The organism is Polaromonas sp. JS666 (assembly GCF_000013865.1).
Taxonomy (GTDB): domain Bacteria; phylum Pseudomonadota; class Gammaproteobacteria; order Burkholderiales; family Burkholderiaceae_C; genus Polaromonas.
The window spans coordinates 461,050-487,000 of the sequence record NC_007948.1; the positions used below are offsets into that span (position 1 = coordinate 461,050).

The window sequence follows — 25,951 nt, forward strand, 5'->3', positions numbered from 1 at the left end:
CTCCTCAATCCAGCAGGGGCCGCGGAACCGGCTTCGCCGGGCCGCAGGCGCAGCGGCCCCCTCGGGGGGCAGGGAGCTACACGCAGTGAGCGACCGTGGGGGCCCTAGTGCAACGATATCGGCGTATTGGCCAGCCCGCTGTAGCCTTCGAGCGTGTCTTCGATTTCTTCCTGGGTCGGTGTTTTTTGCGCCCAGGCACTCAGGCGCTGCTGGAACATTTCTGCCCACGAGCCGTCGAGGTATACCTCTTTGCCCGACCGTTTGTCCACGATTTCAAAGCCGTGGCGCGCCAGCTGGGGAACGGCGGGTGCCGGCGCAGATTCTTCGGGCGCGTTTGCGTGAATCTGAACCACCACAAAAGAGTCGGAGTCGTAAAGCATGTGCATGGTGATGTCCTTTGCCCTTTTACATAGCAACGTTGGTGCCAGGTTTCAAGAGGACAGGGTAAGCCGCAATACGCCGCATAGGCAGGCAAGAAGTCACGCTACGGCGTTTTATGGCAACTTGCGCAGCGGTTTTCAGAATTTATTCACGGTATTGAGCTGCTGGTCCACAAAATCGCCGTTGTACTGGGTTATTTTGCTGCGCACCGGCAGGTAGCCCAGTGAGGGCGCGTACCAGACTTCCACTTTCTGATCGTATTCACGGCGCGGCTGGCGCGTGAGCCTGAGGGCGACGATGTCCCCAAAGGGCAGGCTCACGCTTTCCTCTGCCTCCACCAGAAAGGTCCAGGTATCCGCGTCGCGCGGGCCCACGGTATACAGCGAAATGCTGGAGCCCACCGGAAAGCTGGCCGGGCTGCCGGCCAGCATGCCGCCCAGCTGTAAAAACACGCTCACCCGGTCCTGGGCACCCTTGATCCAGGGGACGGCGGGCGTATTGGCGCTGAAGGTGATCCGGGCTTTGTCGGCCTCGAAATGGGCGGCGACTTCGCTTCTCGATTTGTCCGAAAAGCGCGTGGGCGCCAGCCCCCCGGCGTCTACCTGGCCAGTGCTGGCCATGCTGCGCGAGCCCAGAAACAGCGCGCTCACGGTCATGCGGGCGTCATAGCTGCCGCCCGCCTGATGCCAGCCGAGTTCGGCGTTCGCGTGGTAGGTCATGCCCTTGGCCTGACCGGTCATCTTGTAGGCCAGCCTGACGCTGGGCGGCAGGGCTATTGCGGTCACCGGTGTCTGGCTGGCGCCGGCGGGTGGCGGTGGCGCCGTGGCCTCCGGTGGTGTATTGGCCGTTGAATTCGATGCGGTGGCTGTATCGGCCGCCGGGAGCGGCACGCTGTCCGCGCTGGGCGCGGCAGGAGATTCGCTGACCGCGAGTGAGTCGGGAGCTTGAGGAGCGACAGAATCAGTAGCCGGCTGCGCAGGTGAATCAGCGGCTACGGCCTCATTTTCTTGAACAGGAACAGGAGGCCTTTTGGGTTTGACCGGGGCCTTGACCACGGGCTTGACCGCAGGAGGCGCTGCTGGCGGGGGAAGCACCTTGGACGGTGGCGGGACCTCAATGCTGCGTGTGACAAATGCCGGCGCGGCGCGGCTGCGGGTGGATGCCGGGTCCGTTTCCGGGCCAAACCGGTCGGGCGTCGTTCGCAGCAGCAGCGTGTGTACGGCGAGCACCAGCACGGCCAGCATGCCCAGCGCTCGCCGGGGGGGGGCAGTGCGCGAAACCCCCGAAGCCACCCCTGGTGCTGCCAGCACGCTGTTCATGCCCCTGTGAACCCCAGATCGCTGGAAAGTTGCCGGGCGGCTGCCGCCAGTGGTCGGGCCACCGCACCGTCCCAGGCCGGATCAAACGTGGCCAGCGAGCCCAGCGCCACCATGCCCAGCGCCAGATGGCCGTCGGCATCAAACACCGGCGCACAGAAACCGGCCACGCCGGGCAGCAGGGTGTCCACGACGCGTGCCAGGCCGCGCTGGCGCACCTCGTCCAGCAGCGCGGTCGCTTTGGCCATGCTGGTGGGCAGATCCTTGCGCCCCAGCTTCTGGGTGCGTGCCAGTTCGTCCTTGAGCAAGGCGGCCAGCCGGTTTTGCGACGCATGCTGGTTCAGCATGAAGGCCGCAAAGCACAGGCCCGTGGCCGATGACAGCAGCGGCATCACGTCGCCCAGGCGCAGGTTGACGGTGACGGCCTGGGGCGACTCCTCCCAGTGAACGATGGTCGGGCCCTGATTGCCCCAGACCGCCAGTGCCAGGGTCTGGCCAATGTGCTCCATCAGCGGCTGCAGGCGTTGGCGTGCCAGCTTCACGCTGTCAAGCCGGGAAAGGGAAGCGAGCCCTAACTTGAGCGCGGCTGGCCCCAGGTCGTAGCGCGTGGAGCCGGCATCCTGCGTGACCAGCCCGAGGCGCTGGAAGCTCACCAGATAGCGGTGCGCTTTGGCCGCGCTCATGCCCGCCGCCGCCGCCAGGTCGCGCAGCATCAGCGGGCCGGGTGCTGCGGCCAGCACCCCCAGCAGGCTGAACCCAACTTCCACCGACTGAATGCCCGCGCGCTGGGGCGGCAGATCGGTGAGTGGCGCAGCAGGCGGCGCGGCGAGCGGGGTGTCGAGGGAGCCAGGAGGAGCGTTCATGAAAGTGAGAGAATTTCGAATTACATTTAGGTAAACTGATTTCACTTATCGTAACGCGAAACAATGATTTTCAGGTTTTGAGGCGTTCCCCGGGCTGCGGCAGGGTGCCGCGAAGCGTCGGAGCCCTTCAGGGACGGCACAATCCAGTGTGCTTTTTGCGATGCAACACTGAAGAAAACCCGCCAGCCACCCAATCAGGATATTGATGAAACTCGCCACTTACAAAGACGGTTCCCGCGACGGCCAGCTCGTTGTGGTGTCGCGCGATCTTGCCACCGCCCATTATGCGACGGGCATTGCCAGCAAACTGCAGCAGGTGCTGGACGACTGGAACTTCCTGTCGCCCCAGCTGCAGGACCTTTACGAAACACTCAACAACGGCAAGGCGCGCCACGCCTTCCCGTTTGAGCCGGCGCAATGCATGGCGCCGCTGCCGCGCGCCTACCAATGGGCCGACGGCTCGGCCTTCATCAACCATGTGGAGCTGGTGCGCAAGGCCCGCAATGCGGAAGTGCCTGCCTCCTTCTACACCGACCCGCTGATGTACCAGGGTGGCAGCGACGACTTCGCCGGCCCCTGTGACAACGTGGTGGTTGCCAGCGAAGAGTTCGGCATCGACTTTGAAGCCGAGGTCGCCGTGATCACGGCCGACGTGCCCATGGGCGCCACGCCCGAGCAGGCGCTCGAAGGCATACGCCTCGTGATGCTGGCCAACGACGTGTCGCTGCGCAACCTCATACCCGACGAGTTGGCCAAAGGCTTCGGCTTTTTCCAGAGCAAGCCGGCCACGGCCTTCAGCCCGGTCGCGGTGACGCTGGATGAACTGGTGTTCAACGGAGAAAATGCCTGGGACAAGGGCCGCCTGCACATGACGCTGCAAAGCACCTGGAACGGCCGCAAGGTCGGCATGTGCGAGGCCGGACCCGAGATGACCTTTCACTTCGGGCAGCTGATTGCCCACATCTGCAAAACCCGCAATGTGCGCGCCGGCAGCATTGTGGGTTCGGGTACCGTGAGCAACAAGGACTGGAGCCATGGCTACAGCTGCATTGCCGAAAAGCGTGCGATTGAAACCATCGAGGACGGCAAGCCCAAAACGCCGTTCATGAAGTTTGGCGACACCATCCGCATCGAGGTCAAGGGCAAGGATGGGCTGTCGGTGTTTGGTGCGATTGAGCAGAAGGTTGCGCCGCTGCGTTAACCCGATTCAACCTGAAATCCCCGCCGGGGGAGGGGCGGGTTTACGGCTGGCCGAGCTGCGCCACAAAGAGTTTCAGGCCGCGCAGCAGCATTTCCACCGAGATGGCCACCAGGATCAGGCCCATCAGCCGTTCAAAGGCCATCATGACGCGGTCGCCCGCGATGCGCTGAATCCGCTCGGACAGTACCAGCACCACCGCGCAGACCACCATGGTCACGCTCAGCGCGGCAATCCATTCCAGCCGCCGCGCCGGCGCCTGCGAGACCAGCAGCATCACCGTGGCCAGCGCCGAGGGGCCGGCCAGCCCGGGGATGGCCAACGGCACGATCAGCGGCTCACCCTGCAGGGGCGCGGCCTCCGGCTGGGCCGAGGGGAAAATCATGCGCAGCGCGATCAGGAACATCACCACGGCGCCGGCGATTTGCAGCGACAGGTCGCTCAGGTTCATCAGGCGCAGAAAGCCGTCGCCGACAAACATGAAGGCCAGCAGCAGCAGGAAGGCAATCAGCACCTCCCGCAGGACGACGCGCATGCGGCGCTCGGGGGCCACGCCGCGCAGGGCGTTGACAAAGATGGGAATGTTGCCCAGCGGATCCGTGATCAGCAGCAGCAAGACGGTGGCTGAAGCAAAGGTATAGGCCATGGCGGCAGCGCGGTGAGTGGCTGAAGATCAGGGAGTGAACCGGGGCATCACAGTCACGCTCAGCTGGCGTAAAGCGCCTCCAGCGAGCGGAAGCCCTTGATCTCGATGGGGTTGCCAAACGGATCGCAAAAAAACATCGTCCATTGCTCGCCGGGCTCGCCCTCAAAGCGCACCTGTGGCGCCAGCACGAATTCGGTGTGGGCCGCCTGCAGGCGCTGGGCCAGGGCCTGCCAGTCCGGCAGGGCCAGCACCAGTCCGAAGTGGGGCATGGGCACCAGCTTGTCGCCCACATGGCCGGTGCGCTCTGTTTTGAACGGCTCGCCCAGGTGCAGCGAAATCTGGTGGCCAAAAAAGTCGAAGTCGACCCAGGTGTCGGTAGAGCGGCCCTCGGTGCACCCCAGGACGCCACCATAAAAGCTGCGTGCGAGGTCCAGGTCCCTGACATTGAAGGCAAAGTGAAACAGGCTTTTCATGGCGCCAAGCTTAGCAGGCGGGTGGAGTTTGAGGCCGATCGTCCAGTGTCCCGGTCGCCGTCCCGCCGTACAAAAATCGGTTGACGTGCCGCCATGACGTTGCACAATGAAGGCGCATCCTGGCCTCATTTCATGAGGCTCATGGCATGGCAACTTATCCGGACCCGCAACAGTGCCCAACCTGGCAGGAGACAACCATGAGTGACGCAGACAACAATTCTTTTGCCGGCTTCGGCAAGCTTGTGCCCGGTTTTGACTTCCTGCAAAACCTGGCGAAACAGGCGGCGGACAGTGCGTCGCAAAGCATTCCGCAGTTGCCCAAGCTGGGGAGTTGGGTCGCACCCACGCTCAATGTCGAAGAGCTGGACAAGCGCATCGACGAGCTCAAGGCCGTGCAGTTCTGGCTCGACCAGAATGCCACCGCACTCAAGGCCACCATCCAGGCGCTGGAAGTGCAGAAGATGACCCTGGCGACGCTCCGGGGCATGAACTTCAACATGGGCGACATGGCCAACGCCTTCAAGCTCAAGGTAGCCGACGGTGTGGCCGACAAGGCCAAGACTTTTTCCGGGCTGGAGATTCCGCCTTCGGCTTTTAACGGCCATCAGGCGAATGCACAAGCCAGCGAAGACACGGCGGAAAAAGCCAGGGCCAAGGCCAAGGCAAAAGCCAAAGTGGCGGCAGCCAAATCTTCCGATGCGACTGCTGCCGCGGGCGGTGTGGTCGACCCGATGCAGTGGTGGGGCGCCCTGACCCAGCAGTTCCAGACCATTGCAGCGGATGCAATGAAAGATGTCGCCCGAAAGACCGCCGTGGACACCACCAAAAACATGGCCGCCGGGCTGGCCAAGGATGCGGTGAAAACGGCCACCGACATGGCCACGGGTCTGGCCAAAGGCATGGCTGAAAGCGCCGGGAAAACGGTGGCCGGCGGGGCGCGTGCCGCCATGAACACCGCGCTGCGCAGTGCCCAGGACTGGCCTACACCGGCCTCCATGGCGTCGTCGGCTGCGCAATCCCCGTCAGGCCCCAAAGCCAAAACGCCGGCGCGCAAGACCGCGCGCAGTACGGTCCGAAAAACCACACCTTGAACGCCTTGAATTCGTCTGCCGGGATCCCATGAAGCTTTTTCCCTATGGCCATGCCACCCATCCGCAATGGCAGATGGCGGCCGGCCTTGTGCTCGCCCAGTTGCGTGCCCACATGACCTTGCCCGGTTATGCCCGTGCGCCCACACTGGCATTGCTCTACATCACCGATCATTACGCCGTCCATGCGCAGGACATCCTCGATCACCTGAGCGCCGAGCTGCCCGACATCACCGACTGGAGTGGCACGGTGGGCGTGGGTATCGCGTCGAACAACGTCGAGTATTTTGACGAGCCCGCGCTGGCGGTGATGCTCTGCGAACTGCCGCACGACCAGTACCGCGTGTTTTCCGGCGTGTCGCCCTTGCCCCCGGCGGCCAGCGGCCGCTTCAAGGCGCATACCGCGCTGGTGCATGCCGATGCCGGCACCCCCGACGTTGCAGAACTGATTGACGAGATGGCCCAGCGGACCGAGAGCGGTTACGTCTTTGGCGGTCTGGCGTCGAGCCGCTCCAGCACGGTGCAGTTTGCCTTCAGCGGCCACGGCAACGTCAAGGGGCACGGCGCGGCCGGCGGTGTGTTCAACGGCGGCCTGAGTGGTGTCGCGTTCGCGCGCGACCCATCGGGCGGCATGGTCCTGATGTCGCGCATCACGCAGGGCTGCCAGCCCGTCTCGGCAAATCACGACATCACCGCCTGCGAGAGCAATGTGGTGACCGGGCTGGACGGCCAGCCGGCACTGGATGTGATGCTGGAAGATCTGAAAGTATCGCTGGACCAGCCGCGCGAGGCCCTGGCCCGGGTGCGCACGACGCTGGTGGGCCTGAGCCGCCCCGAAGACAGCCTGCATGATGCCCGCAGCCGGCGGGCGGGGCAGTTTGGCGCGGAAGTGGTGGTGCGCCACGTGATCGGACTGGACCCGGCGCGCAAAGGTATCGCGATCGCCGAAGTCCCCCACGTGGGCATGAAGCTGGCTTTTTGCGAACGCAATGCGCAGGCCGCGCGTGCCGACCTGATTCGGGTCTGCGCCGAAATCCGCGAAGAGCTGGAGCCTGAAGAAGTCACGCTGGATGTCGCCAGCGCCCTCGGCGGTGTGCCAGCCGACGCCGCGCCGCACCCGGCCCGGCGAATCGCCGGCGCCATCTATGTCAGCTGCTCGGGTCGCGGCGGCCCGCACTTTGGCGCGCCCAGTGCCGAGCTGCAGATCGTGCGGCGTGCGCTGGGCGATGTGCCGCTGGTGGGGTTTTTTGCGGGCGGTGAAATCGCGCGCCACCACCTGTATGGCTACACCGGCGTGCTCACGGTGTTCGCCGCGGCGGACTGAGCGTGTGAGCGTGCTGGGGAAACCTGGGTTCAGTTTTCACTCAGTGTTTCGGTTCAGCGCTGCTACGTCCCCTCGGCGCGCATTCGTCGGCGAGAGGTGTTGGAAGCGGACTCCTCAAGTCGCTCAGCAAGCCAGACCTTGATAACCGACTGCCGGGTGACGCCGAGCTTGCTGGCTTCCCGGTCCAGCGAGTCAATCATCCACGCAGGGAAATCGACATTCACGCGCTTTTGCACCTGCAGCACACGTTTTGCTTTGGATAAATCCAGAGAAGCCGTGATGTCCACGCCCTCGTCAAACTGTTGCTCAAAAGTTTTAGCTTTCATACAGTGCTACCTCCTCGGTTCGCGCACGACGGACAGAAATAAGTCGAATATTGGCACCCCTGTAGGTGACCACCGCTGACCAGTGTTTGCCATTGATAAGCCCGATCACCAGATACCGGGGCTCATCCTCCGTTTTTGCCGGAATCTCCAATAGCCGTGGATCATTCCATAGAAGCTGCGCATCAATAAAGTTGATGTGGTGCTTTAAAAAGTTGGACTCGCTTTTGGATTCGTCAAATTCGAAGGAGTTCATGGTATAGAAATTATACCTTTATTGGTGTTTTTCTGCGGCCATCCAAGCTGCTAACGTCGGTTTTTCCAGCCAAACCCCTCAGCGCAGCAACGAGACGCACCAATCGACAACTGACGCTGATGCCCGGCTCTACCGCAAGGGCAAGACAGGCAGCGAGCTTCGCGTCATGGGCCATACCGGTGGATTTGCGGGGGCGTGTCGGTGAACTACCACGCGCTCAACGACTTTCGTGCCGGCAACGAAGTGCTGATGGACGAATTGCTCACTGACAACGTGGCCGCATTGGCCGCCGTGGGTGCGATCAGCCTGGAGCGGGTGGCGCAAGACGGCATGCGCGTGCGCGCCGACGCCGGTGCGGCCTCGTTTCGCCGCCAGGCCAGCCTGGACGAACACCTGAGCCAGGCGCGCGAGTGGGTGCAGACGATCAAGACACAGGCCCAGACAGCCCCCGGCCTTGCCAAGTGTCAGGCGCAGGCGGCCCAGCTGCGTGCCGCCCAAGAGCGAGAGCAGCGCATCCAGGCGGCACTGGAGCAACTGCCCGAAGTGGCCGCGGCCAAGAAGCGCAACGGTGGCAAGGCCGAAGACGCCAGAGCGAGCACCACCGACGCCGACGCACGTGTCATGAAGATGGGCGACGGCTGCTTTCGACCCGCCTTCAATGTGCAGTTCGCCACCGAGTGCGAAGGCCAGGTCATCGTCGGCATGGACGTGGTCAACGCCGGCAGCGACATGGCCCAGCCGGCACCCATGGCCCGGCAACTCAGCGCCTCAACGCCGCAGCGCCGCAAACGCCTCAAATTCCCAGCTCCGCATGGCCAGCAGCAAGGTGTAGCCCTCGCGGTCCTTGTCGGCCAGTTTCTGGTCGGCCTGGTGTTGCTGGGCAAAGTCTTGCGCCACGCGCTGCATGCGTTCCAGAAACGAGGGTGCCAGGCTGCGGCTGATGGAGCCGTGCACCAGCAACAGGCCTTCACCGGCGCCATCGAAGCCGCCTGAAAAGTAATCGAGCAAGGCGTTGTCGCGGAAGTAATCCATCACCGGGCCGTGCGGCCGCCAGCGGAAGGTCTTGGCGAGTTTGAGCCGGTAGCGGTTCATCGGCTTGAGTTCGATGATGCCGATGCGGTCCAGCTGCGCCAGATACTTGATGCACTCGGCCTCCGACAGGCGGTAGCTGTCCGTCATCTGCTCCAGCGTCCACTGTGACAGCACGCAAATCGCCGCCAGCAAAAGCTTCTTGTCGGCCACCACCGCCTTTTCCTGCACTTCCGTGAGTTCCGCCAGCAGCGGCTGGGTATCCGCGACGCGCCTGGCCAGTTCGGAAAAGTCCAGTTTCAGGGCGCGGCAAATGGCATCGATGCGCGACAGCGGCATGTCGCCCTTGGCCAGCATGCGCTTGACGCTGGACTCGGCCATGCCGAGGGCGCGGGCCAGATCGGCATAGGTCATCTGGGCGGCCTTGAGTTCCTTCTTCAGGACTGTGACCAGGTCGGCGCTTGTGCTCATTGGAAAAGCTCCTTGGGAAAACTCTCTGGTATTGATTATCGATACTTCTGGTCGTAGAAATTCAGTTTGTATCGATACCTGGAAAGATTTTCAGCTTGTGCGCTCAGACTGCGCCCACTTATATTGAACCTAGAAACAGCAGTTGACCGCTTGCAAACTTCAGGAAAGCCGTATGCCCATTGACTTTCCCCTCTTCGATTGCGTTCACCTTCTGGGTGACAGCGCTATGCGTCCGATTGCACCATGCTCGACGCGCCATGCGGCGTTGCTCCGCCTTGTGGGCAAGAGCCCACTGCGTTGTCACGCCTTGCCTGGCACGCCGATCACGGCGCACTCGGGCGCATCCAACTGCCGTTTCTAGGTTGAAAGAACTTCCACCATGTTCCAACTTGAAAAACCCGAGCGCCTGCTGTGGGGCGCTGTGCTGGTGTTGCTGCTCGCGGCCGTCGCCGGGCCGTTTGTGGCAGAGCCAGCCCACGCGCATGACCTTGCCGATCAGCGAGCGTGGGGGCGTATTCCCTTCACGCTGAATGTGCTGAGCAACCTGCCGTTTGCGCTGTGGGGTGCGGCGGGCCTGGGCTGTCTTGTGTGGCGGCGTCGGGCTACCGGGCCCGTTGGCCTCACAGCGCGGCACGGCCTGGCGGCCCTGTTCTTTACCGGCCTGCTGGCCACGGCGGCAACTTCTGCGTGGTACCACTGGCAGCCCGATGACCTGGGCCTGGCGGTGGACCGCTTGGGCATGGCCGTTGCTTTTGCCGGCTTGCTGGGGCTGGCCGCTGCCGAGCGCGTCAGTGCCCGTGCAGGTCTCGCCCTGGGCGCGGCGATGCTGGTGCTGGGGCCCTGCGCCGTCGGAGTCTGGCTGAGCTCGGGCAATGCGCTGCCGTGGGGCCTCCTGCAGTTCGGCGGCATGGGCCTGATTGTCTGGCTGGCCTGCCTGCCGCCGCTGGCTGATGAGATTCCCATGGCGTCAGGGGATTCGCCCATTCGCTGGGCGACAGTCGTTGCCATATATGCGTTGGCAAAACTCTTTGAGTTCGGAGATCAGCTGGTCTTTGACTGGACGGGCCACCTCGTGTCGGGCCACAGCCTGAAACATGTGGTGGCGAGTTGTACCGCGTGGCCGGTGGTGGCTGCGCTGATACCCACGCGGAAAACCAAGGCAGAATCCCTGCAGATCACCGCCTGAGCCAACAGGATCTGCCGCCGGGGGCCATGCCTTTTGCCACGGCTACACCGCCAGCCATAAAACGAACTGAGGAGTCCCGCATGAGTGTTGATACCAGCGCCCTGGTAGCCCCGCCGGCCGCCCACGAGCACCCGAACCAGTTCGCGCTGCTCAAGCAGCGCCGCTTCGCGCCTTTTTTCTGGACGCAGTTTTCGGGGGCGGCCAACGACAACCTGTTCAAGTTCGCCTTCACCGTGATGGTGACCTACCAGCTCAGTGTGAGCTGGCTGCCGCCGGCACTGGCGGGGCTGGTGATCGGGGCGCTGTTCATCCTGCCTTTCCTGCTGTTTTCGGCCACCAGCGGGCAACTCACCGACAAGTTCGAAAAAACCCGCGTGATCCGCTTCGTCAAGAACCTGGAAGTGGTGATCATGCTGATCGCGGCGGCCGGGTTCATGAGCAACAACGCCAACGTCCAGGTGCCCGTGCTGTTGGGCTGCACGTTCCTGATGGGGCTGCATTCGACAATCTTCGGCCCGGTCAAGTTCGCCTACCTGCCGCAGGCGCTCAATGAGCGCGAGCTGACCGGCGGCAACGGCATGGTCGAGATGGGGACTTTTGTGGCCATCTTGCTGGGCCAGGTCGTGGGCGGCCTGATGGTGGCCGTGCCCCAGGTCGGGCCGGACTATGTGGCCATCGCCTGCGTGTTGCTCGCCCTGGTCGGCCGGGCTGTCTCGCAGTTCATTCCGCTCACGCCAGCGACAGACCCGGGCCTCAGGATCAACTGGAACCCCGTGACGGAAACCTGGCGCAACCTCAGGCTCGCCCGCGACAACGTGGTGGTGTTCCGCTCCATGCTGGGGATCAGCTGGATGTGGTTCTTTGGCGCGGTGTTTTTGAGCCAGTTCCCGAGTTTTGCCAAAGAGGTGCTGCACGGCAACGAGCAGGTGGCGTCTTTGCTGCTGGTCGTGTTCTCCATCGGTATTGCCACCGGGTCGCTGTTGTGCGAAGTGCTCAGCAAGCGACACGTTGAAATAGGACTGGTGCCGGTGGGCGCCATCGGCATGAGCGTGTTTGCGGTGGATCTCTACTTCGCATCGCGCGGCCTGCCTCCGGCGCCCGTCATGAGCGTGGGCGCGTTCATGCTGCATCAGGCGCACTGGCGCGTCATGATCGACCTGGCGCTGCTGAGCCTTTTCGCTGGCCTGTACAGCGTGCCCATGTATGCCTTGATCCAGCTGCGCAGCCCACCCACCCACCGGGCCCGCATCATCGCGGCCAACAACATCCTCAATGCGCTGTTCATGATCGTCAGCGCCATCCTGGCTGGCGCGCTGCTCAAGTCCGGATTCAGCATTCCGCAGATCTTCCTGCTTGTGGGGCTGGCCAATGCGGTGGTGGGGTTCTATATCTTCCTGCTGGTGCCGGAATATCTGTTGCGCTTTATCGCGCTGGTCGCGTCGCGCCTGGTCTACCGCTTCAAGATACAGGGCGATGACAACATCCCGGCGCAGGGCGCTGCCGTGCTGACCTGCAACCACGTCAGCTTCGTCGACCCGGTGCTGCTGATGGCTGCCAGCCCGCGGCCGATTTATTTCCTGATGGACCACCGCATTTTCAAAATGCCGGTGCTGGGCTGGCTGTTCCGGCTGGCCAAGGCGATTCCGATTGCGCCGCGCGCGGAAGATCCGGTGGCCTATGAAGCCGCGTTCGAGGCGGCTGCCAGGGTCCTGCGCAATGGTGATTTGCTGGCCATCTTCCCCGAGGGGGGCATCACCAGGGATGGCGAGCTCCAGGTGTTCAAGGCCGGCATCATGAAAATCCTCGAGAACGCCGAGCGCGATGGCCTCAGCGTGCCGGTCATTCCGATGGCTTTAACCAACCTGTGGGGCTCATTCTTCAGCCGGGTGGAGCAGGTGCGCGGCGAACAGGTGGCGATGGTGCGGCCCTTCCGGCGCGGTCTTTTCAGCCGGGTCGGCCTGAATGCAGGGCCCGCCATCGCGCCTGCCGACGTGCAACCGGAAGCGCTGCGAACACGCGTGGCCGCTCTCATGGATGCCTGAAAGTATCAAAAACTGATACCGAGAGACCATTTCATGGTAACTGTATCGGTATCTGCGTGAAGTTTTGGGGCGCCGCGGCACATTACATGCACCGCAACAACCTCAAAGGTTTTTTATGCAGACGCTGATACACCGTGACTCCAGGCCCTGGCAACTGCAGGTCTGGGTTTCTTTCCTGATCGCTGTTTTCCTCTGTGCCGTGGGGCTGTCGTACCTGCCCGGCCAGGACCTGGACCGCGCCTTCATGGTGATGGGTTACTTGTTCTGCCTGTCGGCGGCTTTCGTGCTGGCCAAGCATGTGCGTGACCACGAGAACAGCCGGGCCGATACGCCGATGTTCAGGCTGGTGGTGTGGGGCGGCTTCTTCCTGGCCATGTCACTGACCGGCTGGGGCTTGTGGCGCATGGAGATCAACGAAACCTACAAGGCCTTCCTGGGCGTGAGCTGGCTTTACCTGATCACCTGCAGCTTCACGCTGGCCAAGACCCTGCGCGATAAACACGAAGCCGATTTGAGCGAAGCCCGGATGGCGGCCGGCCGCCAGTCGCGTGGCGGTGCGGACGCTGGCTGAACCGGCTGACTGCCGGCAACGACATCAACTTCAACTCAACATCGATCTTCTGGAGCGATTCATGAAAAGCAAATTAGCGAGTCTTTTGATAGCTGTCAGCACCATGCTGATGGTTGCTGCCGTCCCCCTCCGCGCCAATGCGCAGTCGGAGGTGGCGGCCCTGAGCGCGGTCTCGGCCCTGCCGGTGGCCTCGGTGGTGGTTGGCGCCAGCGTGGCCGCCGGCGCCGTGGTGGCCGTGCCCGTCATGCTCTCCACCGCAGGCGCCGTGCTGGTGGTCAAAACGGTGGAGAGCACCGCGCGCGGCACCGTCTACGTGCTGGAAAGCGCTTCCGATGGCGCCCGTGCCAGCATTGAGGTGGTGGGCCAAGGCCTTGCCGGTGCGTCCCTGGTGGCCGGGACCGCGCTGACTGTCAGTGTGATTGGCGCCGGTGTGGTGTTGTCCGCCGCAGGTGAGGCGATTGCCTTCCTCCCCAACGCGCTGGGCCGCGCCTTGCTGCACAACGAGCGCCTGACCCACTGACCTGCCGACCCAGGTAACCATCAAGCAAGCCATCAAGAAAGAGAAGGCCCATCATGAATTGCCCAACGAGTTGTCTCACGAATCACCTGGGTGTCGGCTTGCTGGCGGCGGCCTTGCTGGCCGCGCCTGCCGCCCATGCGGGCCGCTCCTGCGAAACCGGAAAACCCACCACCCGCACGGTCGAGCGCGGCCTGACGCTGGCCGGGAAAACGCTGGCCTCGCTCAATGCCAGTGGCCAGAAAGTGGTGGTGCTGGCGCGCGCCGGGCAGGACCTGAGCAAGTATGGGGTGCGCTACTCGCACCTGGGGCTGGCCTACCAGCAAAGCGATGGCCAGGGCGGCAGCACCTGGCGCGTGCTGCACAAGCTCAACGAGTGCGGCACCAGCGGATCGGCCATTTACCGCCAGGGGCTCGGTGAGTTCTTTCTGGACGATTTATGGCGTTTTGAAGCCGCCTGGCTGCCGCTCACGCCCGAGGCGCAGGCGCGCCTGCTGAGCCTGCTGCAGGACCCGGGCCGTGCGCTCAGCCTGCACCACAAGCCCTACAGCATCGTGAGCTACGCCTGGGGCCGCAAGTACCAGCAGTCCAACCAGTGGGCGATTGAAACCCTGGCCGCCGCCATGGAGCCCGGCGTCAACTCGCGCGAGCGGGCGCAAGCCTGGCTGCAGTTCAAGGCCTATGAACCGGCGGTGCTCAGGATTGGCCCACTGACGCGGCTGGGCGGGCGCCTGACTGCCGCCAATGTGGCGTTCGACGACCATCCCAATGACAAGCGCTTTTCCGACCGCATCGAGACCGTCACCGTCGACTCGGTGTTTGACTGGCTGCCGCGGGCGCAGCTGGCGGCACCGGGCCAAACCCCGACAATCGTCAAACTTTAATCTTGTCATTCGGTCCGACTGCTTCAAACAAAAAGGAACCCATCATGAGCAAAGGTTTGCGACTCTCCGAAAAATGGTTTCACCGCGGCCTGTGGCTGGTGGCGCTGGTGTTTGCCGGTTTCCTGATCGGGCTGGGCGGCACCGTGGTAGGCGATCTGCCCAAGGTGGAAAAGCGGCTCTCGCTCGACGACTTCATGGACCCGGCCACCACGACTGCCCTGCGCACGGCGATCAAAACCGCCACACGTGCCGAGCAGGACGCCCAAAGTGCTTTGGAGCAGGCGCAGCTCAAGCGCCGCGCCGCGCAGGCCGATTCGGCGGCGGCCCGCGACACCTTCAACAACTGGCTGGCCACGCGCCGTGCCACGCAGCTGGCCGACCAGGACCCCGAATTGATCGAACGGACCCGGGCGCTGGACGCGCTGAAAGCCCGCGAGCGCGCCACCGGCGTCGCCGTGGAGGCGCAGCAGCAGGCCGCGCTGGACGCGCGGCAGGCGGCCGCACGCGAACGCGGCAAACTCGCCGAACTGCAGGAAGTGGCCCAAAAGCTGCTCAATGCCGAATACCGCCGCGTGGAGTTGCGCGTCTTTTTGTACCGCCTGGCGCTGACCTTGCCGCTGCTGGTGGCCGCCGGCTGGCTGTTTGCGAAAAAGCGCAAGAGCACCTACTGGCCCTTTGTCTGGGGCTTCATCATCTTTGCGCTGTTCGCGTTTTTCGTCGAGCTGGTGCCCTACCTGCCCAGCTATGGCGGCTATGTGCGCTACATCGTCGGCATTGTGGTGACGGCGCTGGTGGGGCGGCAGGCGATTATTTCGCTCAATCGCTACCTCGAAAAACAGAAACTCGCGGAGCAATTACCCGACGCACAGCGCCGCGAAGAGCTGAGTTATGACACGGCGCTGACGCGGCTGTCCAAGGCTGTGTGCCCGGGATGCGAGCGGGCGGTAGACCTCAAGAACCCGGAGATCGATTTTTGCCCGCATTGCGGCATCGGCCTGTTCGACCACTGCTTCAAATGCAGCACCCGCAAGAGCGCTTTTGCCAGGTTCTGCCACGCCTGCGGTGCCAGCGGCGAGCAGGCCAGGCCCGCGCCACCGGTGGCCTCAGCGGCCTGAGCCTCTGAAGCCGGACTCAGAGGCTTAGAGTTTTTCGAAGCGACGGCATTTCCTCCCTCGCCCCTTTGGGGAGAGGGAGGAAATCGAAAAACCCTCACTCTCTCAGACCGGGCGGCCGAAGAATGGGTAGGCCGGGTCGTTGTAGCCCGGGCTGGAGGCGTGGCCGGGCACCACCAGGCCGTTGATGAAGGCCTCGTCGTCCGGCGTGAGCTTCAGCTCCGTGGCGGCGTACACGTCTTCCAGGTGCGCCAGCGTGCGCGGGCCGACGATCACGGAGCTGATCAGGGGGTTGGTCAGCACCCAGGCTGCGGCGAATTGCCCGGGGACCAAGCCCTTTGCTTCGCAGTGCACCTTGATTTTCTGGGCGATCACCAGCGATTCCTCGCGGAACTCGGTTTCCAGAATGCGTTTGTCGCCGCTGCCGGCGCGCGTGCCCTCGGCCGGCGGCTGGCCGGGCGGGTACTTGCCCGTGAGCACGCCGCGCGCCAGCGGGCTGTAGGGCACGACGCCCAGCCCGTAATGGCCGCAGGCCGGCAGGATTTCCACTTCCGGCCCGCGGTTGAGCAGGTTGTAATAAGGCTGGCACACGGCCGGCGGCGGCACACCCAGCTCTTTGCAGAGGCGCGCGACCTCGGCAATGCGCCAGCCGCGGAAGTTGGACAGGCCGAAGCTGCGGATCTTGCCCAGGCGGATCAGGTCGCCCAGCGCACGCACCGCTTCTTCGAGGTTGGCCTCGTGGTAGTCGCGGTGCAGGTACAGGATGTCGAGGTAGTCGGTTTGCAGCCGGGCCAGAATCGCGTCGGTTTCCTGCATCAGCCAGCGCCGCGAGTAATGGCCTTCGTTGACGGCCTCGCTGACCGGGTTGCCCAGCTTGCTGGCCAGCACCCAGTGGTGGCGCTGGCCGGCGAGCAGCTTGCCGACGTCTTTTTCCGATTGGCCCTTGTTGTACACGTCGGCCGTGTCGATGAAGTTGAGCCCCTGCTCGCGCGCCGAGGCCACGATGCGCGCCGCCTCGTCAAAAGGCGTCTGCTGGCCGAACATCATGGTGCCCAGGCAGAGGGTGGAGACTTTGAGGTTGCTGGTTCCGAGGCGGCGGTATTGCATGGTCAGTTCCTTGTTGAAAAAAAGGTGGGGCGCCAGACGGCGCTCAGGGTGTGAGCCGTTCGACCAGGTACTCTTTGGCATACAGGTAGGTCTCGGGCGTTCTGAAGACGGCCAGCAGGCCTTCATTCGCGTCCTGCCGCGAGCGCAGGTCCCAGCGTTCGTCGACGATGCGGCACGCGTCACAGGGTTTCTGCCCGACCCGGCGCTGCACCAGGGCATAGCGCGTGCTGTTGAGCAGGGCGTTGACATCCTGGTAGTCCACCGGTTGCGCCGCGAAGTAGGGGACAATTTTTGCGCCGGGAATGATGAACTCGTAACGCTCAAAGTGACCGTTGAAGTTGCTGGGGACAGACACGGCCTGGCCTTTGAGCAGGGCGTTGGTCTCTGCGCGGAAGTGGCCGATGTCTCCGTTGAACGGCGCGGTGGCCCAGGCCAGCGCAAACAATACGGCGAACCCGGCCGCGGCGGCAATCGGGCGGGTCAACTCTTTTTGGGCCATGCCGATGACGCAGGCTGCGGCGAGGGCTGCCAGGAACAGCCAGAACAGCGGCGAATAAAGCCAGCCGGTTTGCGTGGCGCGCACCGCACCGAATCCGATCAGGCCCATGGCGAGGGCGCCCAGCAGGCAGAGCGCCAGGGCGATGCTGAACCAGAGGCGCGCAATGCGGCTCCAGTACAGCGCCATCAGGATCGCGAGGGCTGGCATGGCCGGTATCAGGTAGCGGGCAGACCGCTGGTTGGGCAGGAGGAACACCAGCGCCAGCGCCAGCAGCCAGAGCCACAGGACTTTTTCGGCATCGCTGACGGGCACACCCTGACGGTAACTGCGCCAGGCGGTCCAGATGCAGCCGACCGCGACGGGCAGCAAAAACCCGGCGTTTGAAAAGTAGCCCGTGATGATCGTCAGAAACCCGCCGCTGCCGCGCAAAGCAACCTTGAAGTAGCCGGGTGATGACTTGAATTTTCCGGCGTTTTCGCCAACCACAAACTCGCGCCACACCTCGCCCGGTTGCGGGTCAACGGCGAACCACAAGCCAAACACCGCCAGGGCGATTGCGCAGATGGCGGCGACCTTGATGGTGTCGATGACGATGCCGCGCCGGAAAATCTGCCAGGGGGCTTGCCGGGCGCCCAGCACCTGGTAGCACAGCGCCAGGCCGAAGCCGACCGGCACCACCATGGTGAAGGATTTGTAGAGGCAACCGATGCCGATGGTGATTCCTGCGAGCAGTGGAAACTTCCAGCGCGAGGCCAGCAGTTTTGCCGGGGACCAGGCGAGGGCAAAAAACACACCGAACAGCCAGAAGGTTTCGGGCGCGCTGGTGAGGTAGGGCCGGCCATAACGGTAGCTGCTCAAAAAAGAGAGATAAGCCAGCGCAGCAATCGCGCCCAGGGTGATCGCCCGGCTGCTGCGGTCCGCGGCCGTCGCGGCGCCGGGGCTTGCCTCCGGGGCGGGCGTGGCCTCACTGCGAACCACCTTCCAGGTCAGCAGGCCCACCATGAGCGCAATCGCCCAGGAATAGACCACGCTGGGCAGGCGCAGGTTGAGCAGCGTCCAGTGCTCGCCCCAGCCGCCCGCCGCCATCGCCTGCCAGAACAGCAGCGGTGGCTTGGTGTTGCGCATGAAGTCGTAAGAGCTGACCAGCGGCAGCCACCGGCCGGTTTCCGCCGTCAGGCGCGCGATGTGGGCGTACACCAGCTCATCGCCGAGGCGGGGAATATGGTCGCCGCCCAGGCCAAACAGGTAGCCCAGCGCAACAGCGACGGCAAGCGCTATCCAGAGGAAGTGGGCGGGAAGGCGGGGCTTCAGTGGCTCAGGGCTTGTCATGGACATCGGCAGGTGGCGTTGTGGCAGCGTTGGGCGGCTGAATTTTCGCGCGCCGGCGGAACGTCATGCGGTCGTTGGCGACAAAATTGCACACGCTGGCCACCACGATGGCCACCAGGTTGGCCAGGATGTAGTGCAGGTAGATGGCCAGCCATTTGGTCAGCAGGGACTGAACAACAATCGACAGGCCCGCCGCCATCACATATTTGAAGAACAGGAACAGCGCTGAATGGTGGACCTCGTGCTTGCGGTCCCGCCAGGTCAGGCGCCGGTTCCAGTAAAAGTTGCTGATGGTCGCGCAGGTGATGGCCAGTGCAATCGAGTAATTGAGCCGCGAGTGGAAGTCTGCGATGAAGGTGAGCAAAAACTCCTGCGCGACATACAGCACGGCGATATTGATCACCGTGCCGCTGGCACCCACCGCGCCAAACTTGATGAAACGCCAGCGCGCCATGGGCTGAAGCCGTGGTGGCAGGCGGCTGATCAGCGCCTCCGCAAGGGATCGCAGTGTTCCCATCAGGCCGTCACCGGAGTTTCGGCCAGGCATTCCCGCGCCTTGGCCAGCACGGTGGCGGGCGCAATGACCTTGAGGCACTGGTTGTCGCCGTCGCAGTAGGAGGAGCGGTGGTTGTATGCGGTCAGGCAGGGCGAACAGGGCCACTGGCTGTAAAACGAATGGCACTTCGGTGTGTGCGGCGCGTAGAGGGCTGGCGTTTCAGGCCCGAACAGCATCAGCGTCCAGATCGGCGTCAGTGCCGCGAACTGCCCGGGTCCGCCATCGTTGGTCACCAGCAGGCGCGCCACATGGAACAGCGCCAGCAGCTCGGAGATCGATCGGGTGTAGCCCGTCAGGTCAATCACCGGCCCGGCCGGGTAGGCCTGGTTCACGTTGGCGACCAGTTGCTGCGCCAGTGCCTGGTCGTCTTTCAGGCCAATCACGGCCACCGCGCAGCCATCGGCCACCAGGCCTTCGCACAGCGTGGTGTACGACGCCAGTGGCCACGCGCGGATGGGCAGAATGCCGCCGCCGGGGTAGACGAGTACCAGCGGCTTGCCGGCGATGGCCGGAAAGTCCTGCGCCAGCCGCTGCGCAATACCCTGCACCAGGGCGCCGTCCAGCTGTACATGCGGCGGGGGCTTGTTGGTGCCCACCATCGGCAGCTTTGATTTCGGTACCGCCGTGGAGTCGATGGCTCGCGCAAGCGCCAGAAACTGCGCGCTGATGTGGTGATAGGGGTTGTAGGGCACGGGCCGGTTGATGTGCGAGCCGCGGTACAGGCCTTCCTGCGTATGGCGGTGAAAGCCCACGCGAACAGGCGCACCACTGGCAAACGACAGCAGGCTGCTGATGCGCGAAAACAGTTCGCAGTCGATCGCCACGTCGACCCGCGCGCGGCGCAGTTCGGCAATCGCTTTCCACAGGCTGGACAGCAGGCCCGACAGCGACTTGTCATGCACCGTGTGCACATGCGCCGGGTCAACGACCTTCATGAGGTCGAGGATTTCACGGTTCTTCCTGAACAGCAGGGCATGCAGCTCGGCGCCGGGATAGCGTTGCTTCAGCCGCGCAAACATATCGTGCGCCAGCACCAGGCTGCCCATTTCGGACAGCAGGATCACCACGATCGCTCGTGGCGCGGTGGTGGCGGCCACCTCGCGGGACGGCCCCCGCAAAGCCCTGGTCACCGCATTCAGGCCAGAGACCGCGGCACACAACGGGATGCCGACCCAGCGGTCAATCCATCGTTGCAGCTGGATGTTCATCGCTCAGACGCCTCTCAGCCGGTCGGTCCGGAAGCGCGCGGCGAACTCGCCGAACCGTCCCGCATCGAGCGCATCGCGGATTTCCTGCATCAGGTTCAGGTAGTAATGCAGGTTGTGGATGCTGGCCAGCATCGGGCCCAGCATTTCACCGCAGCGGTCCAGGTGGTGCAGGTAGGCCCGCGAAAAGCCGCCCGACGTGCTGCCGTCGGGCATGGTGCGGCCCTTGCAGGTGTAGCAGGTGCAGGTGGTGTCCAGCGGTTGCTCGTCGGCCTTGTGGCGCGCGTTGCGGATTTTCAGGTCGCCAAAGCGCGTGAACAGGTGGCCGTTGCGCGCATTGCGTGTCGGCATCACGCAGTCAAACATGTCGATGCCGGCGCCCACACCCTCCACCAGATCCTCGGGCGTGCCCACACCCATCAGATAGCGCGGCTTGTCGGCCGGCAGGCGATGGGGCGTGTGCGCCATGATGCGCTGCATTTCTTCCTTGGGCTCGCCCACGCTGACGCCGCCCACCGCGTAACCGGGCAAGTCCAGTTCTACCAGGGCCTCCAGCGATTCGTGGCGCAGGTTCTGGTACATGCCGCCCTGCACAATGCCAAACAGTGCGTTGGGGTTTTCCAGTTTGTCAAACTCGGCCACGCAGCGCTTGGCCCAGCGCAGGCTGAGCTCCATCGAGCTGCGCGCCTCGCTTTCGGTCGTGATGTGGCCCTTGGTGTCGTAAGGGGTGCACTCGTCAAACTGCATCACGATGTCGCTGTTGAGCACCGTCTGGATCTGCATGGAGATTTCCGGTGTCAGGAACAGCTTGTCGCCATTCACCGGCGAGGCAAACTTCACGCCTTCCTCGGAGATCTTGCGCATGTCGCCCAGCGACCAGACCTGAAAGCCGCCGCTGTCGGTGAGTATCGGTTTGTCCCAGCTTTCGAACCGGTGCAGGCCGCCAAACTGTTTCATCACGTCCAGCCCGGGGCGCATCCACAGGTGAAAGGTGTTGCCCAGGATGATCTGGGCGCCCATCTCGTGCAGCGACTGCGGCATCACGCCCTTGACGGTGCCATAGGTGCCGACCGGCATGAAGATGGGCGTTTGCACGACGCCATGGGTGAGCGTTAACTGGCCGCGCCGGGCATGCGAGCCGGGGTGGGCATTGGCCCCTTCGCCGGTCCTTGCGTCGGTCTTCAGAACTTCAAATTCGAGCATCTTGTGATTGTCGCAGGTGTGTTCAGGCGCTTGCGCGTGGGGCTTTGCGCGCCAGCAGCATGGCATCGCCATAGCTGAAAAAGCGGTAGCGCCCGGCAATCGCATGCTGGTACAGCGCCATGATGTGTTCATAGCCCGCAAAGGCGCTGACCAGCATCATCAGCGTGCTTTTGGGCAGGTGAAAGTTGGTCAGCAGCAGGTCCACCACGGCAAATTCAAAGCCCGGCGTGATGAAGATGTTGGTGTCGTCGCAGGCCGGACCGAATTTGGCGTGGGACTCCAGTGCCCGCACGGTGGTGGTGCCCACGGCGACCACACGGCCGCCGCGCGCCTTGCAGGCGGCAATCGCCTGCTGCGTGGCGGCCGGCACCTCAAAGCGCTCGAAATGCATGGTGTGGTCGGCTATTGTTTCGGTCTTGACGGGCTGGAAGGTGCCCGCGCCCACATGCAGGGTCACGCTGGCGCGCGCGATGCCGCGCGCCTCCAGCTGCGCGAGCATGGCTTCGTCAAAGTGCAGGGCGGCGGTGGGTGCGGCCACGGCGCCGGGGTTTTTTGCAAACACCGTCTGGTAGCGCAGTTCGTCCTCGGCAGAGTCGCTGTGGGTGATATAGGGCGGCAGCGGCACATGGCCATGCTGCGCCATCAGCGCATAGGGGTCGCTGCTGAAGCGAAAGCGGTACAGCGGCCCATCCTCCTGCGGCCAGCGGCCCAGCAGGGTGGCGGTGAAGCCGCCGTCCATCTGCAGCACGGCGCCGGGTTGGGGCTTTTTGCTGACCTTCATGTGCGCGGCGACTTCATGACTGGCGTCGGCGAGGGCGGGCAACACCCGCTCGATCAGCAGTTCCAGCCGCCCGCCGGTGGATTTTTGGCCGAACAGCCGCGCCTTGACCACCTGGGTGTCATTGAACACCAGCAGGTCGCCCGGCGTCAGCAGGTCGGGCAGGTCGGCGAAGCGGCGGTCTGTGGCGGGGCTGCTCCGTCCATCGAGCAGGCGCGAGGCGCTGCGCTGGGCGGCGGGGTGCTGGGCAATGAGTTCTTCGGGCAGTGCGAAATCAAAATCACTGAGGCTGAAATGCGTCTTCATAAACCTAGAAACCGCAGTTGGATGCGCCCGAGTGTGCTGCCCGCGCGGCGCCAGGCAAGGCGTGACAACGCAGTGGGCTGTTGCCCACAAGGCGGAGCAACGCCGCATGGTGCTGTGCGGGTGGCGCAATCGGGTGCATAGCGCTGTCATCTACAAGGTGAGTGCCAGCGAAAAGGAGAATGACGGTATTCAAGCGGATTTTTAGATGTTTGCAAGCGGTCAACTGCGGTTTCTAGGTTGACGGCACAATTGTCCCATGTCGCCACCCGGTGCTCCTGCCCGAAAAGCCGCCACCTTCGAGGAGATGGCCGGGGACAGGGGTGCGCCCAAAGCCCAGGTTGAAAAACCCCAGGCCAAATCCCCCGCACAAAAGGCCCTCGAAAAACTGGGTCTGCGCCGCGACATTGACCTGGCCCTGCATCTACCCCTGCGCTATGAGGATGAAACCCGCATCGTGCAGCTGCGCGATGCGCGGGACGGCGATATGGTGCAGATCGAAGCACAGGTGACGCACAGCGAAGTCACGTTTCGGCCGCGCCGCCAGTTGCGGGTGACGGTGGACGACGGCAGCGACACCTGCGTGCTGCGCTTCCTCAACTTCTACCCCTCGCACCAGAAGACCCTGAGCGTCGGTGCCCGGGTGCGGGTGCGCGGCGAGATCCGGGGCGGCTCCTTCGCGGGAGGTTTTGGCCGCGAGATGGTGCACCCCAGCTTCAAGCTGGCGGGCGGCGAACTGCCCGGCGCGCTGACGCCGGTGTACCCGACAGTGGCCAGTTTGCCGCAGGCCTATCTGCGCAAGGCCGTGCTCAGCGGCCTGGCCCGCGCCGACCTCAGTGAAACCATCCCCCAGCAATTTTTGAATAAAAACCTGCCGCAGCCCCTGTCGGATTTGCGGGAAGCGCTGCAGTTTTTGCACCACCCCACGCCGGATGTGATGCTGTCCACACTGGAAGACCGCAGCCATCCGGCGTGGCAGCGGCTGAAGGCCGAGGAACTGCTGGCCCAGCAGCTGTCGCAGCTGCAGGCCCGCCGCGGGCGTGCCGCCATGCGTGCCCCGGCCCTGGGCGGCCAGTCGATGCGCAACCCCGCAGCGGATGATGGGGCGAGCCTGCAGGGGCCACACTGCACCCTGCACGAGCAGCTGCTGGAGCGTCTGCCCTTTCGGCTGACGCCGGCCCAGCAGCGTGTCTGCGCAGAGATAGACGCCGACCTGCAGAAAAGCATTCCCATGCACCGCCTGCTGCAGGGCGACGTGGGCTCCGGCAAGACCGTGGTGGCGGCGCTGGCAACGGCCCGCTGCATGGGTGCCGGCTGGCAATGCGCGCTGATGGCGCCCACCGAAATCCTGGCCGAGCAGCACTTTCGCAAACTGATCGGCTGGCTGGAGCCGCTGGGCATCAGGACCGCCTGGCTCACCGGCAGCCAGAAAGCCAAAGAGCGGCGCGAGGCGCTGGCGCTGATTAAAAGCGGCGAGGCGGGCCTGGTCATTGGCACGCACGCCGTAATCCAGGACAAGGTCGAGTTCAAAAATCTCGCGCTGGCCATCATTGACGAGCAGCACCGCTTTGGCGTGGCGCAGCGGCTGGCATTGCGCAGCAAGATGACTGAGGGCGGGCAGGAACCCCATTTGCTGATGATGACCGCCACGCCGATTCCGCGCACGCTGGCCATGAGCTACTACGCCGACCTGGACGTCTCGACGATTGACGAGCTGCCACCCGGCCGCACCCCCATCGTGACCAAGGTGGTGAACGATGCCCGGCGCGACGAAGTGATTGAGCGCATACGCGGCCAGCTTCTAGAGGGCCGGCAGGTCTACTGGGTCTGTCCGCTGATTGAAGAGAGCGAGTCAATCGACCTGATCAACGCCACCCAGACGCATGAAGCCTTGAGCGCGGCCTTGCCGGGTGTCGGGGTGGGCCTGTTGCATTCGCGCATGCCGGTCGCCGAGAAAAAAGCCGTGATGAGCCTGTTCACCGAGGGCGTGATGGGCGTGCTGGTCAGCACCACCGTGATCGAGGTGGGGGTGGATGTACCCAATGCCTCGCTGATGGTGATCGAGCATGCCGAGCGTTTTGGCCTCTCCCAGCTGCACCAGCTGCGCGGCCGGGTCGGCCGGGGCGCAGCGGCGTCAGCCTGCGTGCTGCTGTATTCGACCGGCGACGCGCCGCGGCTCGGCGAGACGGCGCGGGAGCGCCTCAAGGCCATGGTCCAGACCCATGACGGGTTTGAAATCGCCCGGCGTGATCTGGAAATTCGCGGTCCCGGTGAATTTCTGGGGGCCCGCCAGTCGGGCGCGCCCTTGCTGCGGTTTGCCGACCTGGCCACCGATACCCAGCTGCTGGCCTGGGCGCGGGGGGTAGCGCCGGTGATGCTGGATCAGCATGCCGGGCTGGCGCAGCGGCATATTTTGCGGTGGTTGGGGGGGAAGGCTGAGTTTTTGAAGGCTTGAGTTGACGATTAGCGTTGGCTCAACGGATGGCCGCCGTAGGTGGCCAGTCCGCTGGAGTAGCTTGTTTGCCTAGTAGAAGTCGACATACCTTGCCCAAAAAGTACCAAGATACCCAAGGATGCCAGACAGCAAAACCGACAACGCAATGCCATCGCCAAGCCAATGCCAAATAAGCGCCAACAATAGCCCAGAAAAGCAACCAACGGCGATGCGCACAAAAGGTCGGTCGGTGGTTTTGACTTCGGACCCACCATCGAACGCAAAGATCGTCCCGAGCAACAGGCCAATGCACGCGAAGCTCGCAATGAATTGGATGGCACCGCCAAGTGAATGACCGCGACTGACGACTTGGAGCAAGGCGTAAGCCGCTCCGAGAATGGCGAATGACCCTGCGATCAGGAGACCGCCGAGTAGCTGCCTTGAAGGTGCTTTCATGAGTCCTAACGATTAGAGGCGTTTATCTGCCGCGAAGCCAAGCTGATGGAAACCAAGAGCACCTCCTGCGGCAGATAAACCTTGTTGGACTGAAACGCTGGCCGGGATGGCCGAGGGTGGTGGCATAGGGGTTTGTCATCTTCACCCTGTCTGCCTGAGCAAATTATGACTGGGGTTTTGGCATTTGTTGCTGCGACCCATGCCCCAATGGCGTGAGTCGGTATGGCCCATGACGGCGGGCCGAATTTGAGTGAAAACCTTGGTTTCAGGCGTCGGAACGGCAGTTAACCCGTTAGATATGAGCGTGAGTGGCGACTGAATTTGTAGCGTCATCGGGGTTCCGGGTTGGGCTTGTTGAGGTTGTTTCTGGTCTGGGTGGGTTGCCCTTCACTACCAGGCCG

At 63.7% G+C, this 25,951-nt stretch carries 25 protein-coding genes and 1 pseudogene; 11 read left to right on the plus strand and 15 right to left on the minus strand.

Annotated elements, in window-relative coordinates; translation table 11 throughout:
• Positions 1-104: 104 nt before the first annotated feature.
• From BPRO_RS02200 to BPRO_RS02210, 3 genes are all read right to left on the minus strand, one after another.
• A complete protein-coding gene (locus tag BPRO_RS02200) occupies positions 105-386 on the minus strand; it encodes a BTH_I0359 family protein (RefSeq protein WP_011481414.1) in 282 nt (93 codons plus the stop codon).
• A gap of 132 nt (positions 387-518) precedes the next feature.
• A complete protein-coding gene (locus BPRO_RS02205) occupies positions 519-1,700 on the minus strand; it encodes a DUF3108 domain-containing protein (protein ID WP_011481415.1) in 1,182 nt (393 codons plus the stop codon).
• A complete protein-coding gene (locus BPRO_RS02210) occupies positions 1,697-2,494 on the minus strand; it encodes an IclR family transcriptional regulator (RefSeq protein ID WP_041389142.1) in 798 nt (265 codons plus the stop codon). The genes BPRO_RS02205 and BPRO_RS02210 overlap by 4 nt, the downstream gene beginning before the upstream one ends.
• A gap of 271 nt (positions 2,495-2,765) precedes the next feature.
• Here BPRO_RS02210 and BPRO_RS02215 point away from each other — a divergent pair, with 271 nt between their 5' ends.
• On the plus strand, positions 2,766-3,761 hold the full coding sequence (locus BPRO_RS02215) for a fumarylacetoacetate hydrolase family protein (protein ID WP_011481417.1): 996 nt from the start codon (positions 2,766-2,768) through the stop codon (positions 3,759-3,761).
• Between the two features lie 40 nt (positions 3,762-3,801).
• Here BPRO_RS02215 and BPRO_RS02220 read toward each other — a convergent pair whose 3' ends face one another.
• Both BPRO_RS02220 and BPRO_RS02225 read right to left on the minus strand, forming a co-directional pair.
• A complete protein-coding gene (locus tag BPRO_RS02220) occupies positions 3,802-4,404 on the minus strand; it encodes a MarC family protein (RefSeq protein ID WP_011481418.1) in 603 nt (200 codons plus the stop codon).
• A 59-nt stretch (positions 4,405-4,463) separates the two neighbouring features.
• The gene (locus tag BPRO_RS02225) at positions 4,464-4,877 is read right to left on the minus strand and encodes a VOC family protein (RefSeq protein ID WP_011481419.1); all 414 of its coding nucleotides are present in this window, start codon (positions 4,875-4,877) and stop codon (positions 4,464-4,466) included.
• Positions 4,878-5,074: 197 nt separating this feature from the next.
• On the opposite strand from BPRO_RS02225, the gene BPRO_RS02230 reads away from it, so the two are divergent.
• A complete protein-coding gene (locus BPRO_RS02230; protein ID WP_041388248.1) occupies positions 5,075-5,968 on the plus strand; it encodes a PhaM family polyhydroxyalkanoate granule multifunctional regulatory protein in 894 nt (297 codons plus the stop codon).
• 28 nt (positions 5,969-5,996) lie between these two features.
• Positions 5,997-7,289: an FIST signal transduction protein gene (locus BPRO_RS02235; protein ID WP_011481421.1), complete on the plus strand. Its 1,293-nt coding sequence runs from the start codon at positions 5,997-5,999 to the stop codon at positions 7,287-7,289.
• Positions 7,290-7,351: 62 nt separating this feature from the next.
• Here BPRO_RS02235 and brnA read toward each other — a convergent pair whose 3' ends face one another.
• Together brnA and BPRO_RS02245 are read right to left on the minus strand one after the other, a co-directional pair.
• Positions 7,352-7,615, minus strand: a complete 264-nt coding sequence (gene brnA, locus BPRO_RS02240) for a type II toxin-antitoxin system BrnA family antitoxin (RefSeq protein ID WP_011481422.1) — start codon at positions 7,613-7,615, stop codon at positions 7,352-7,354.
• Positions 7,605-7,868 (minus strand): BrnT family toxin, encoded by a 264-nt coding sequence (locus tag BPRO_RS02245; protein WP_011481423.1) that lies wholly within the window; start codon positions 7,866-7,868, stop codon positions 7,605-7,607. The genes brnA and BPRO_RS02245 overlap by 11 nt, the downstream gene beginning before the upstream one ends.
• Before the next feature lie 171 nt (positions 7,869-8,039).
• On the opposite strand from BPRO_RS02245, the pseudogene BPRO_RS29260 reads away from it, so the two are divergent.
• Positions 8,040-8,642, plus strand: a pseudogene (locus BPRO_RS29260) (IS5/IS1182 family transposase); the annotation flags it as partial.
• Here BPRO_RS29260 and BPRO_RS02250 read toward each other — a convergent pair.
• On the minus strand, positions 8,637-9,368 hold the full coding sequence (locus tag BPRO_RS02250) for a helix-turn-helix domain-containing protein (RefSeq protein ID WP_011481425.1): 732 nt from the start codon (positions 9,366-9,368) through the stop codon (positions 8,637-8,639). The pseudogene BPRO_RS29260 and the gene BPRO_RS02250 overlap by 6 nt on opposite strands.
• A gap of 379 nt (positions 9,369-9,747) precedes the next feature.
• Between BPRO_RS02250 and BPRO_RS02255 the strand changes: the two genes are divergently transcribed.
• The 6 genes from BPRO_RS02255 (at position 9,748) to BPRO_RS02280 (ending at position 15,683) form a co-directional block, all read left to right on the plus strand.
• Positions 9,748-10,554: a hypothetical protein gene (locus BPRO_RS02255; RefSeq protein WP_011481427.1), complete on the plus strand. Its 807-nt coding sequence runs from the start codon at positions 9,748-9,750 to the stop codon at positions 10,552-10,554.
• A gap of 80 nt (positions 10,555-10,634) precedes the next feature.
• A complete protein-coding gene (locus tag BPRO_RS02260; RefSeq protein WP_011481428.1) occupies positions 10,635-12,596 on the plus strand; it encodes an MFS transporter in 1,962 nt (653 codons plus the stop codon).
• Between the two features lie 115 nt (positions 12,597-12,711).
• Positions 12,712-13,167: a YiaA/YiaB family inner membrane protein gene (locus BPRO_RS02265; RefSeq protein ID WP_011481429.1), complete on the plus strand. Its 456-nt coding sequence runs from the start codon at positions 12,712-12,714 to the stop codon at positions 13,165-13,167.
• Positions 13,168-13,228: 61 nt separating this feature from the next.
• Positions 13,229-13,687 (plus strand): hypothetical protein, encoded by a 459-nt coding sequence (locus tag BPRO_RS02270; RefSeq protein ID WP_011481430.1) that lies wholly within the window; start codon positions 13,229-13,231, stop codon positions 13,685-13,687.
• Between the two features lie 53 nt (positions 13,688-13,740).
• The gene (locus tag BPRO_RS02275; RefSeq protein WP_011481431.1) at positions 13,741-14,568 is read left to right on the plus strand and encodes a DUF2145 domain-containing protein; all 828 of its coding nucleotides are present in this window, start codon (positions 13,741-13,743) and stop codon (positions 14,566-14,568) included.
• Positions 14,569-14,612: 44 nt separating this feature from the next.
• Positions 14,613-15,683, plus strand: coding sequence for a zinc ribbon domain-containing protein (locus BPRO_RS02280; protein WP_011481432.1), 1,071 nt, complete (start codon positions 14,613-14,615; stop codon positions 15,681-15,683).
• A gap of 102 nt (positions 15,684-15,785) precedes the next feature.
• Here BPRO_RS02280 and BPRO_RS02285 read toward each other — a convergent pair whose 3' ends face one another.
• The 6 genes from BPRO_RS02285 to queA are packed head-to-tail and all read right to left on the minus strand — an operon-like array spanning position 15,786 to position 22,663.
• Complete coding sequence (locus BPRO_RS02285; protein WP_011481433.1) at positions 15,786-16,787, minus strand: aldo/keto reductase; 1,002 nt, start codon at positions 16,785-16,787, stop codon at positions 15,786-15,788.
• A 43-nt stretch (positions 16,788-16,830) separates the two neighbouring features.
• The gene (locus BPRO_RS02290) at positions 16,831-18,615 is read right to left on the minus strand and encodes an ArnT family glycosyltransferase (RefSeq protein WP_041388250.1); all 1,785 of its coding nucleotides are present in this window, start codon (positions 18,613-18,615) and stop codon (positions 16,831-16,833) included.
• The gene (locus BPRO_RS02295) at positions 18,602-19,132 is read right to left on the minus strand and encodes a GtrA family protein (protein WP_011481435.1); all 531 of its coding nucleotides are present in this window, start codon (positions 19,130-19,132) and stop codon (positions 18,602-18,604) included. The genes BPRO_RS02290 and BPRO_RS02295 overlap by 14 nt, the downstream gene beginning before the upstream one ends.
• A complete protein-coding gene (locus tag BPRO_RS02300) occupies positions 19,132-20,379 on the minus strand; it encodes a glycosyltransferase family 9 protein (RefSeq protein WP_011481436.1) in 1,248 nt (415 codons plus the stop codon). Before BPRO_RS02300 ends, BPRO_RS02295 begins: the two co-directional genes overlap by 1 nt.
• A 3-nt stretch (positions 20,380-20,382) precedes the next feature.
• Positions 20,383-21,579 carry a tRNA guanosine(34) transglycosylase Tgt gene (tgt, locus tag BPRO_RS02305; protein WP_011481437.1) on the minus strand — a complete coding sequence of 399 codons (1,197 nt, stop codon included), beginning with the start codon at positions 21,577-21,579 and terminating at the stop codon, positions 20,383-20,385.
• A 22-nt stretch (positions 21,580-21,601) separates the two neighbouring features.
• Complete coding sequence (gene queA / locus BPRO_RS02310) at positions 21,602-22,663, minus strand: tRNA preQ1(34) S-adenosylmethionine ribosyltransferase-isomerase QueA (protein WP_011481438.1); 1,062 nt, start codon at positions 22,661-22,663, stop codon at positions 21,602-21,604.
• A gap of 256 nt (positions 22,664-22,919) precedes the next feature.
• On the opposite strand from queA, the gene recG reads away from it, so the two are divergent.
• The gene (gene recG, locus BPRO_RS02315; RefSeq protein ID WP_011481439.1) at positions 22,920-25,115 is read left to right on the plus strand and encodes an ATP-dependent DNA helicase RecG; all 2,196 of its coding nucleotides are present in this window, start codon (positions 22,920-22,922) and stop codon (positions 25,113-25,115) included.
• Positions 25,116-25,184: 69 nt separating this feature from the next.
• Here recG and BPRO_RS02320 read toward each other — a convergent pair whose 3' ends face one another.
• Complete coding sequence (locus BPRO_RS02320) at positions 25,185-25,550, minus strand: hypothetical protein (protein ID WP_011481440.1); 366 nt, start codon at positions 25,548-25,550, stop codon at positions 25,185-25,187.
• Positions 25,551-25,951: the final 401 nt, after the last annotated feature.

What these genes read in the sequence shown, in the direction of transcription:
- BPRO_RS02250 (WP_011481425.1), bottom strand. Translation starts at nt 9,368, where the DNA reads ATGAGCACAAGCGCCGACCTGGTCACAGTCCTGAAGAAGGAACTCAAG.
- BPRO_RS02275 (WP_011481431.1), top strand. Translation starts at nt 13,741, where the DNA reads ATGAATTGCCCAACGAGTTGTCTCACGAATCACCTGGGTGTCGGCTTG.
- tgt (WP_011481437.1), bottom strand. Translation starts at nt 21,579, where the DNA reads ATGCTCGAATTTGAAGTTCTGAAGACCGACGCAAGGACCGGCGAAGGG.
- BPRO_RS02285 (WP_011481433.1), bottom strand. Translation starts at nt 16,787, where the DNA reads ATGCAATACCGCCGCCTCGGAACCAGCAACCTCAAAGTCTCCACCCTC.
- BPRO_RS02260 (WP_011481428.1), top strand. Translation starts at nt 10,635, where the DNA reads ATGAGTGTTGATACCAGCGCCCTGGTAGCCCCGCCGGCCGCCCACGAG.
- BPRO_RS02205 (WP_011481415.1), bottom strand. Translation starts at nt 1,700, where the DNA reads ATGAACAGCGTGCTGGCAGCACCAGGGGTGGCTTCGGGGGTTTCGCGC.
- BPRO_RS02215 (WP_011481417.1), top strand. Translation starts at nt 2,766, where the DNA reads ATGAAACTCGCCACTTACAAAGACGGTTCCCGCGACGGCCAGCTCGTT.
- BPRO_RS02280 (WP_011481432.1), top strand. Translation starts at nt 14,613, where the DNA reads ATGAGCAAAGGTTTGCGACTCTCCGAAAAATGGTTTCACCGCGGCCTG.
- BPRO_RS02300 (WP_011481436.1), bottom strand. Translation starts at nt 20,379, where the DNA reads ATGAACATCCAGCTGCAACGATGGATTGACCGCTGGGTCGGCATCCCG.
- BPRO_RS02320 (WP_011481440.1), bottom strand. Translation starts at nt 25,550, where the DNA reads ATGAAAGCACCTTCAAGGCAGCTACTCGGCGGTCTCCTGATCGCAGGG.
- recG (WP_011481439.1), top strand. Translation starts at nt 22,920, where the DNA reads ATGTCGCCACCCGGTGCTCCTGCCCGAAAAGCCGCCACCTTCGAGGAG.
- BPRO_RS02225 (WP_011481419.1), bottom strand. Translation starts at nt 4,877, where the DNA reads ATGAAAAGCCTGTTTCACTTTGCCTTCAATGTCAGGGACCTGGACCTC.
- BPRO_RS02235 (WP_011481421.1), top strand. Translation starts at nt 5,997, where the DNA reads ATGAAGCTTTTTCCCTATGGCCATGCCACCCATCCGCAATGGCAGATG.
- BPRO_RS02290 (WP_041388250.1), bottom strand. Translation starts at nt 18,615, where the DNA reads ATGACAAGCCCTGAGCCACTGAAGCCCCGCCTTCCCGCCCACTTCCTC.
- BPRO_RS02295 (WP_011481435.1), bottom strand. Translation starts at nt 19,132, where the DNA reads ATGGGAACACTGCGATCCCTTGCGGAGGCGCTGATCAGCCGCCTGCCA.
- queA (WP_011481438.1), bottom strand. Translation starts at nt 22,663, where the DNA reads ATGAAGACGCATTTCAGCCTCAGTGATTTTGATTTCGCACTGCCCGAA.
- BPRO_RS02245 (WP_011481423.1), bottom strand. Translation starts at nt 7,868, where the DNA reads ATGAACTCCTTCGAATTTGACGAATCCAAAAGCGAGTCCAACTTTTTA.
- brnA (WP_011481422.1), bottom strand. Translation starts at nt 7,615, where the DNA reads ATGAAAGCTAAAACTTTTGAGCAACAGTTTGACGAGGGCGTGGACATC.
- BPRO_RS02220 (WP_011481418.1), bottom strand. Translation starts at nt 4,404, where the DNA reads ATGGCCTATACCTTTGCTTCAGCCACCGTCTTGCTGCTGCTGATCACG.
- BPRO_RS02200 (WP_011481414.1), bottom strand. Translation starts at nt 386, where the DNA reads ATGCACATGCTTTACGACTCCGACTCTTTTGTGGTGGTTCAGATTCAC.
- BPRO_RS02265 (WP_011481429.1), top strand. Translation starts at nt 12,712, where the DNA reads ATGCAGACGCTGATACACCGTGACTCCAGGCCCTGGCAACTGCAGGTC.
- BPRO_RS02255 (WP_011481427.1), top strand. Translation starts at nt 9,748, where the DNA reads ATGTTCCAACTTGAAAAACCCGAGCGCCTGCTGTGGGGCGCTGTGCTG.
- BPRO_RS02270 (WP_011481430.1), top strand. Translation starts at nt 13,229, where the DNA reads ATGAAAAGCAAATTAGCGAGTCTTTTGATAGCTGTCAGCACCATGCTG.
- BPRO_RS02230 (WP_041388248.1), top strand. Translation starts at nt 5,075, where the DNA reads ATGAGTGACGCAGACAACAATTCTTTTGCCGGCTTCGGCAAGCTTGTG.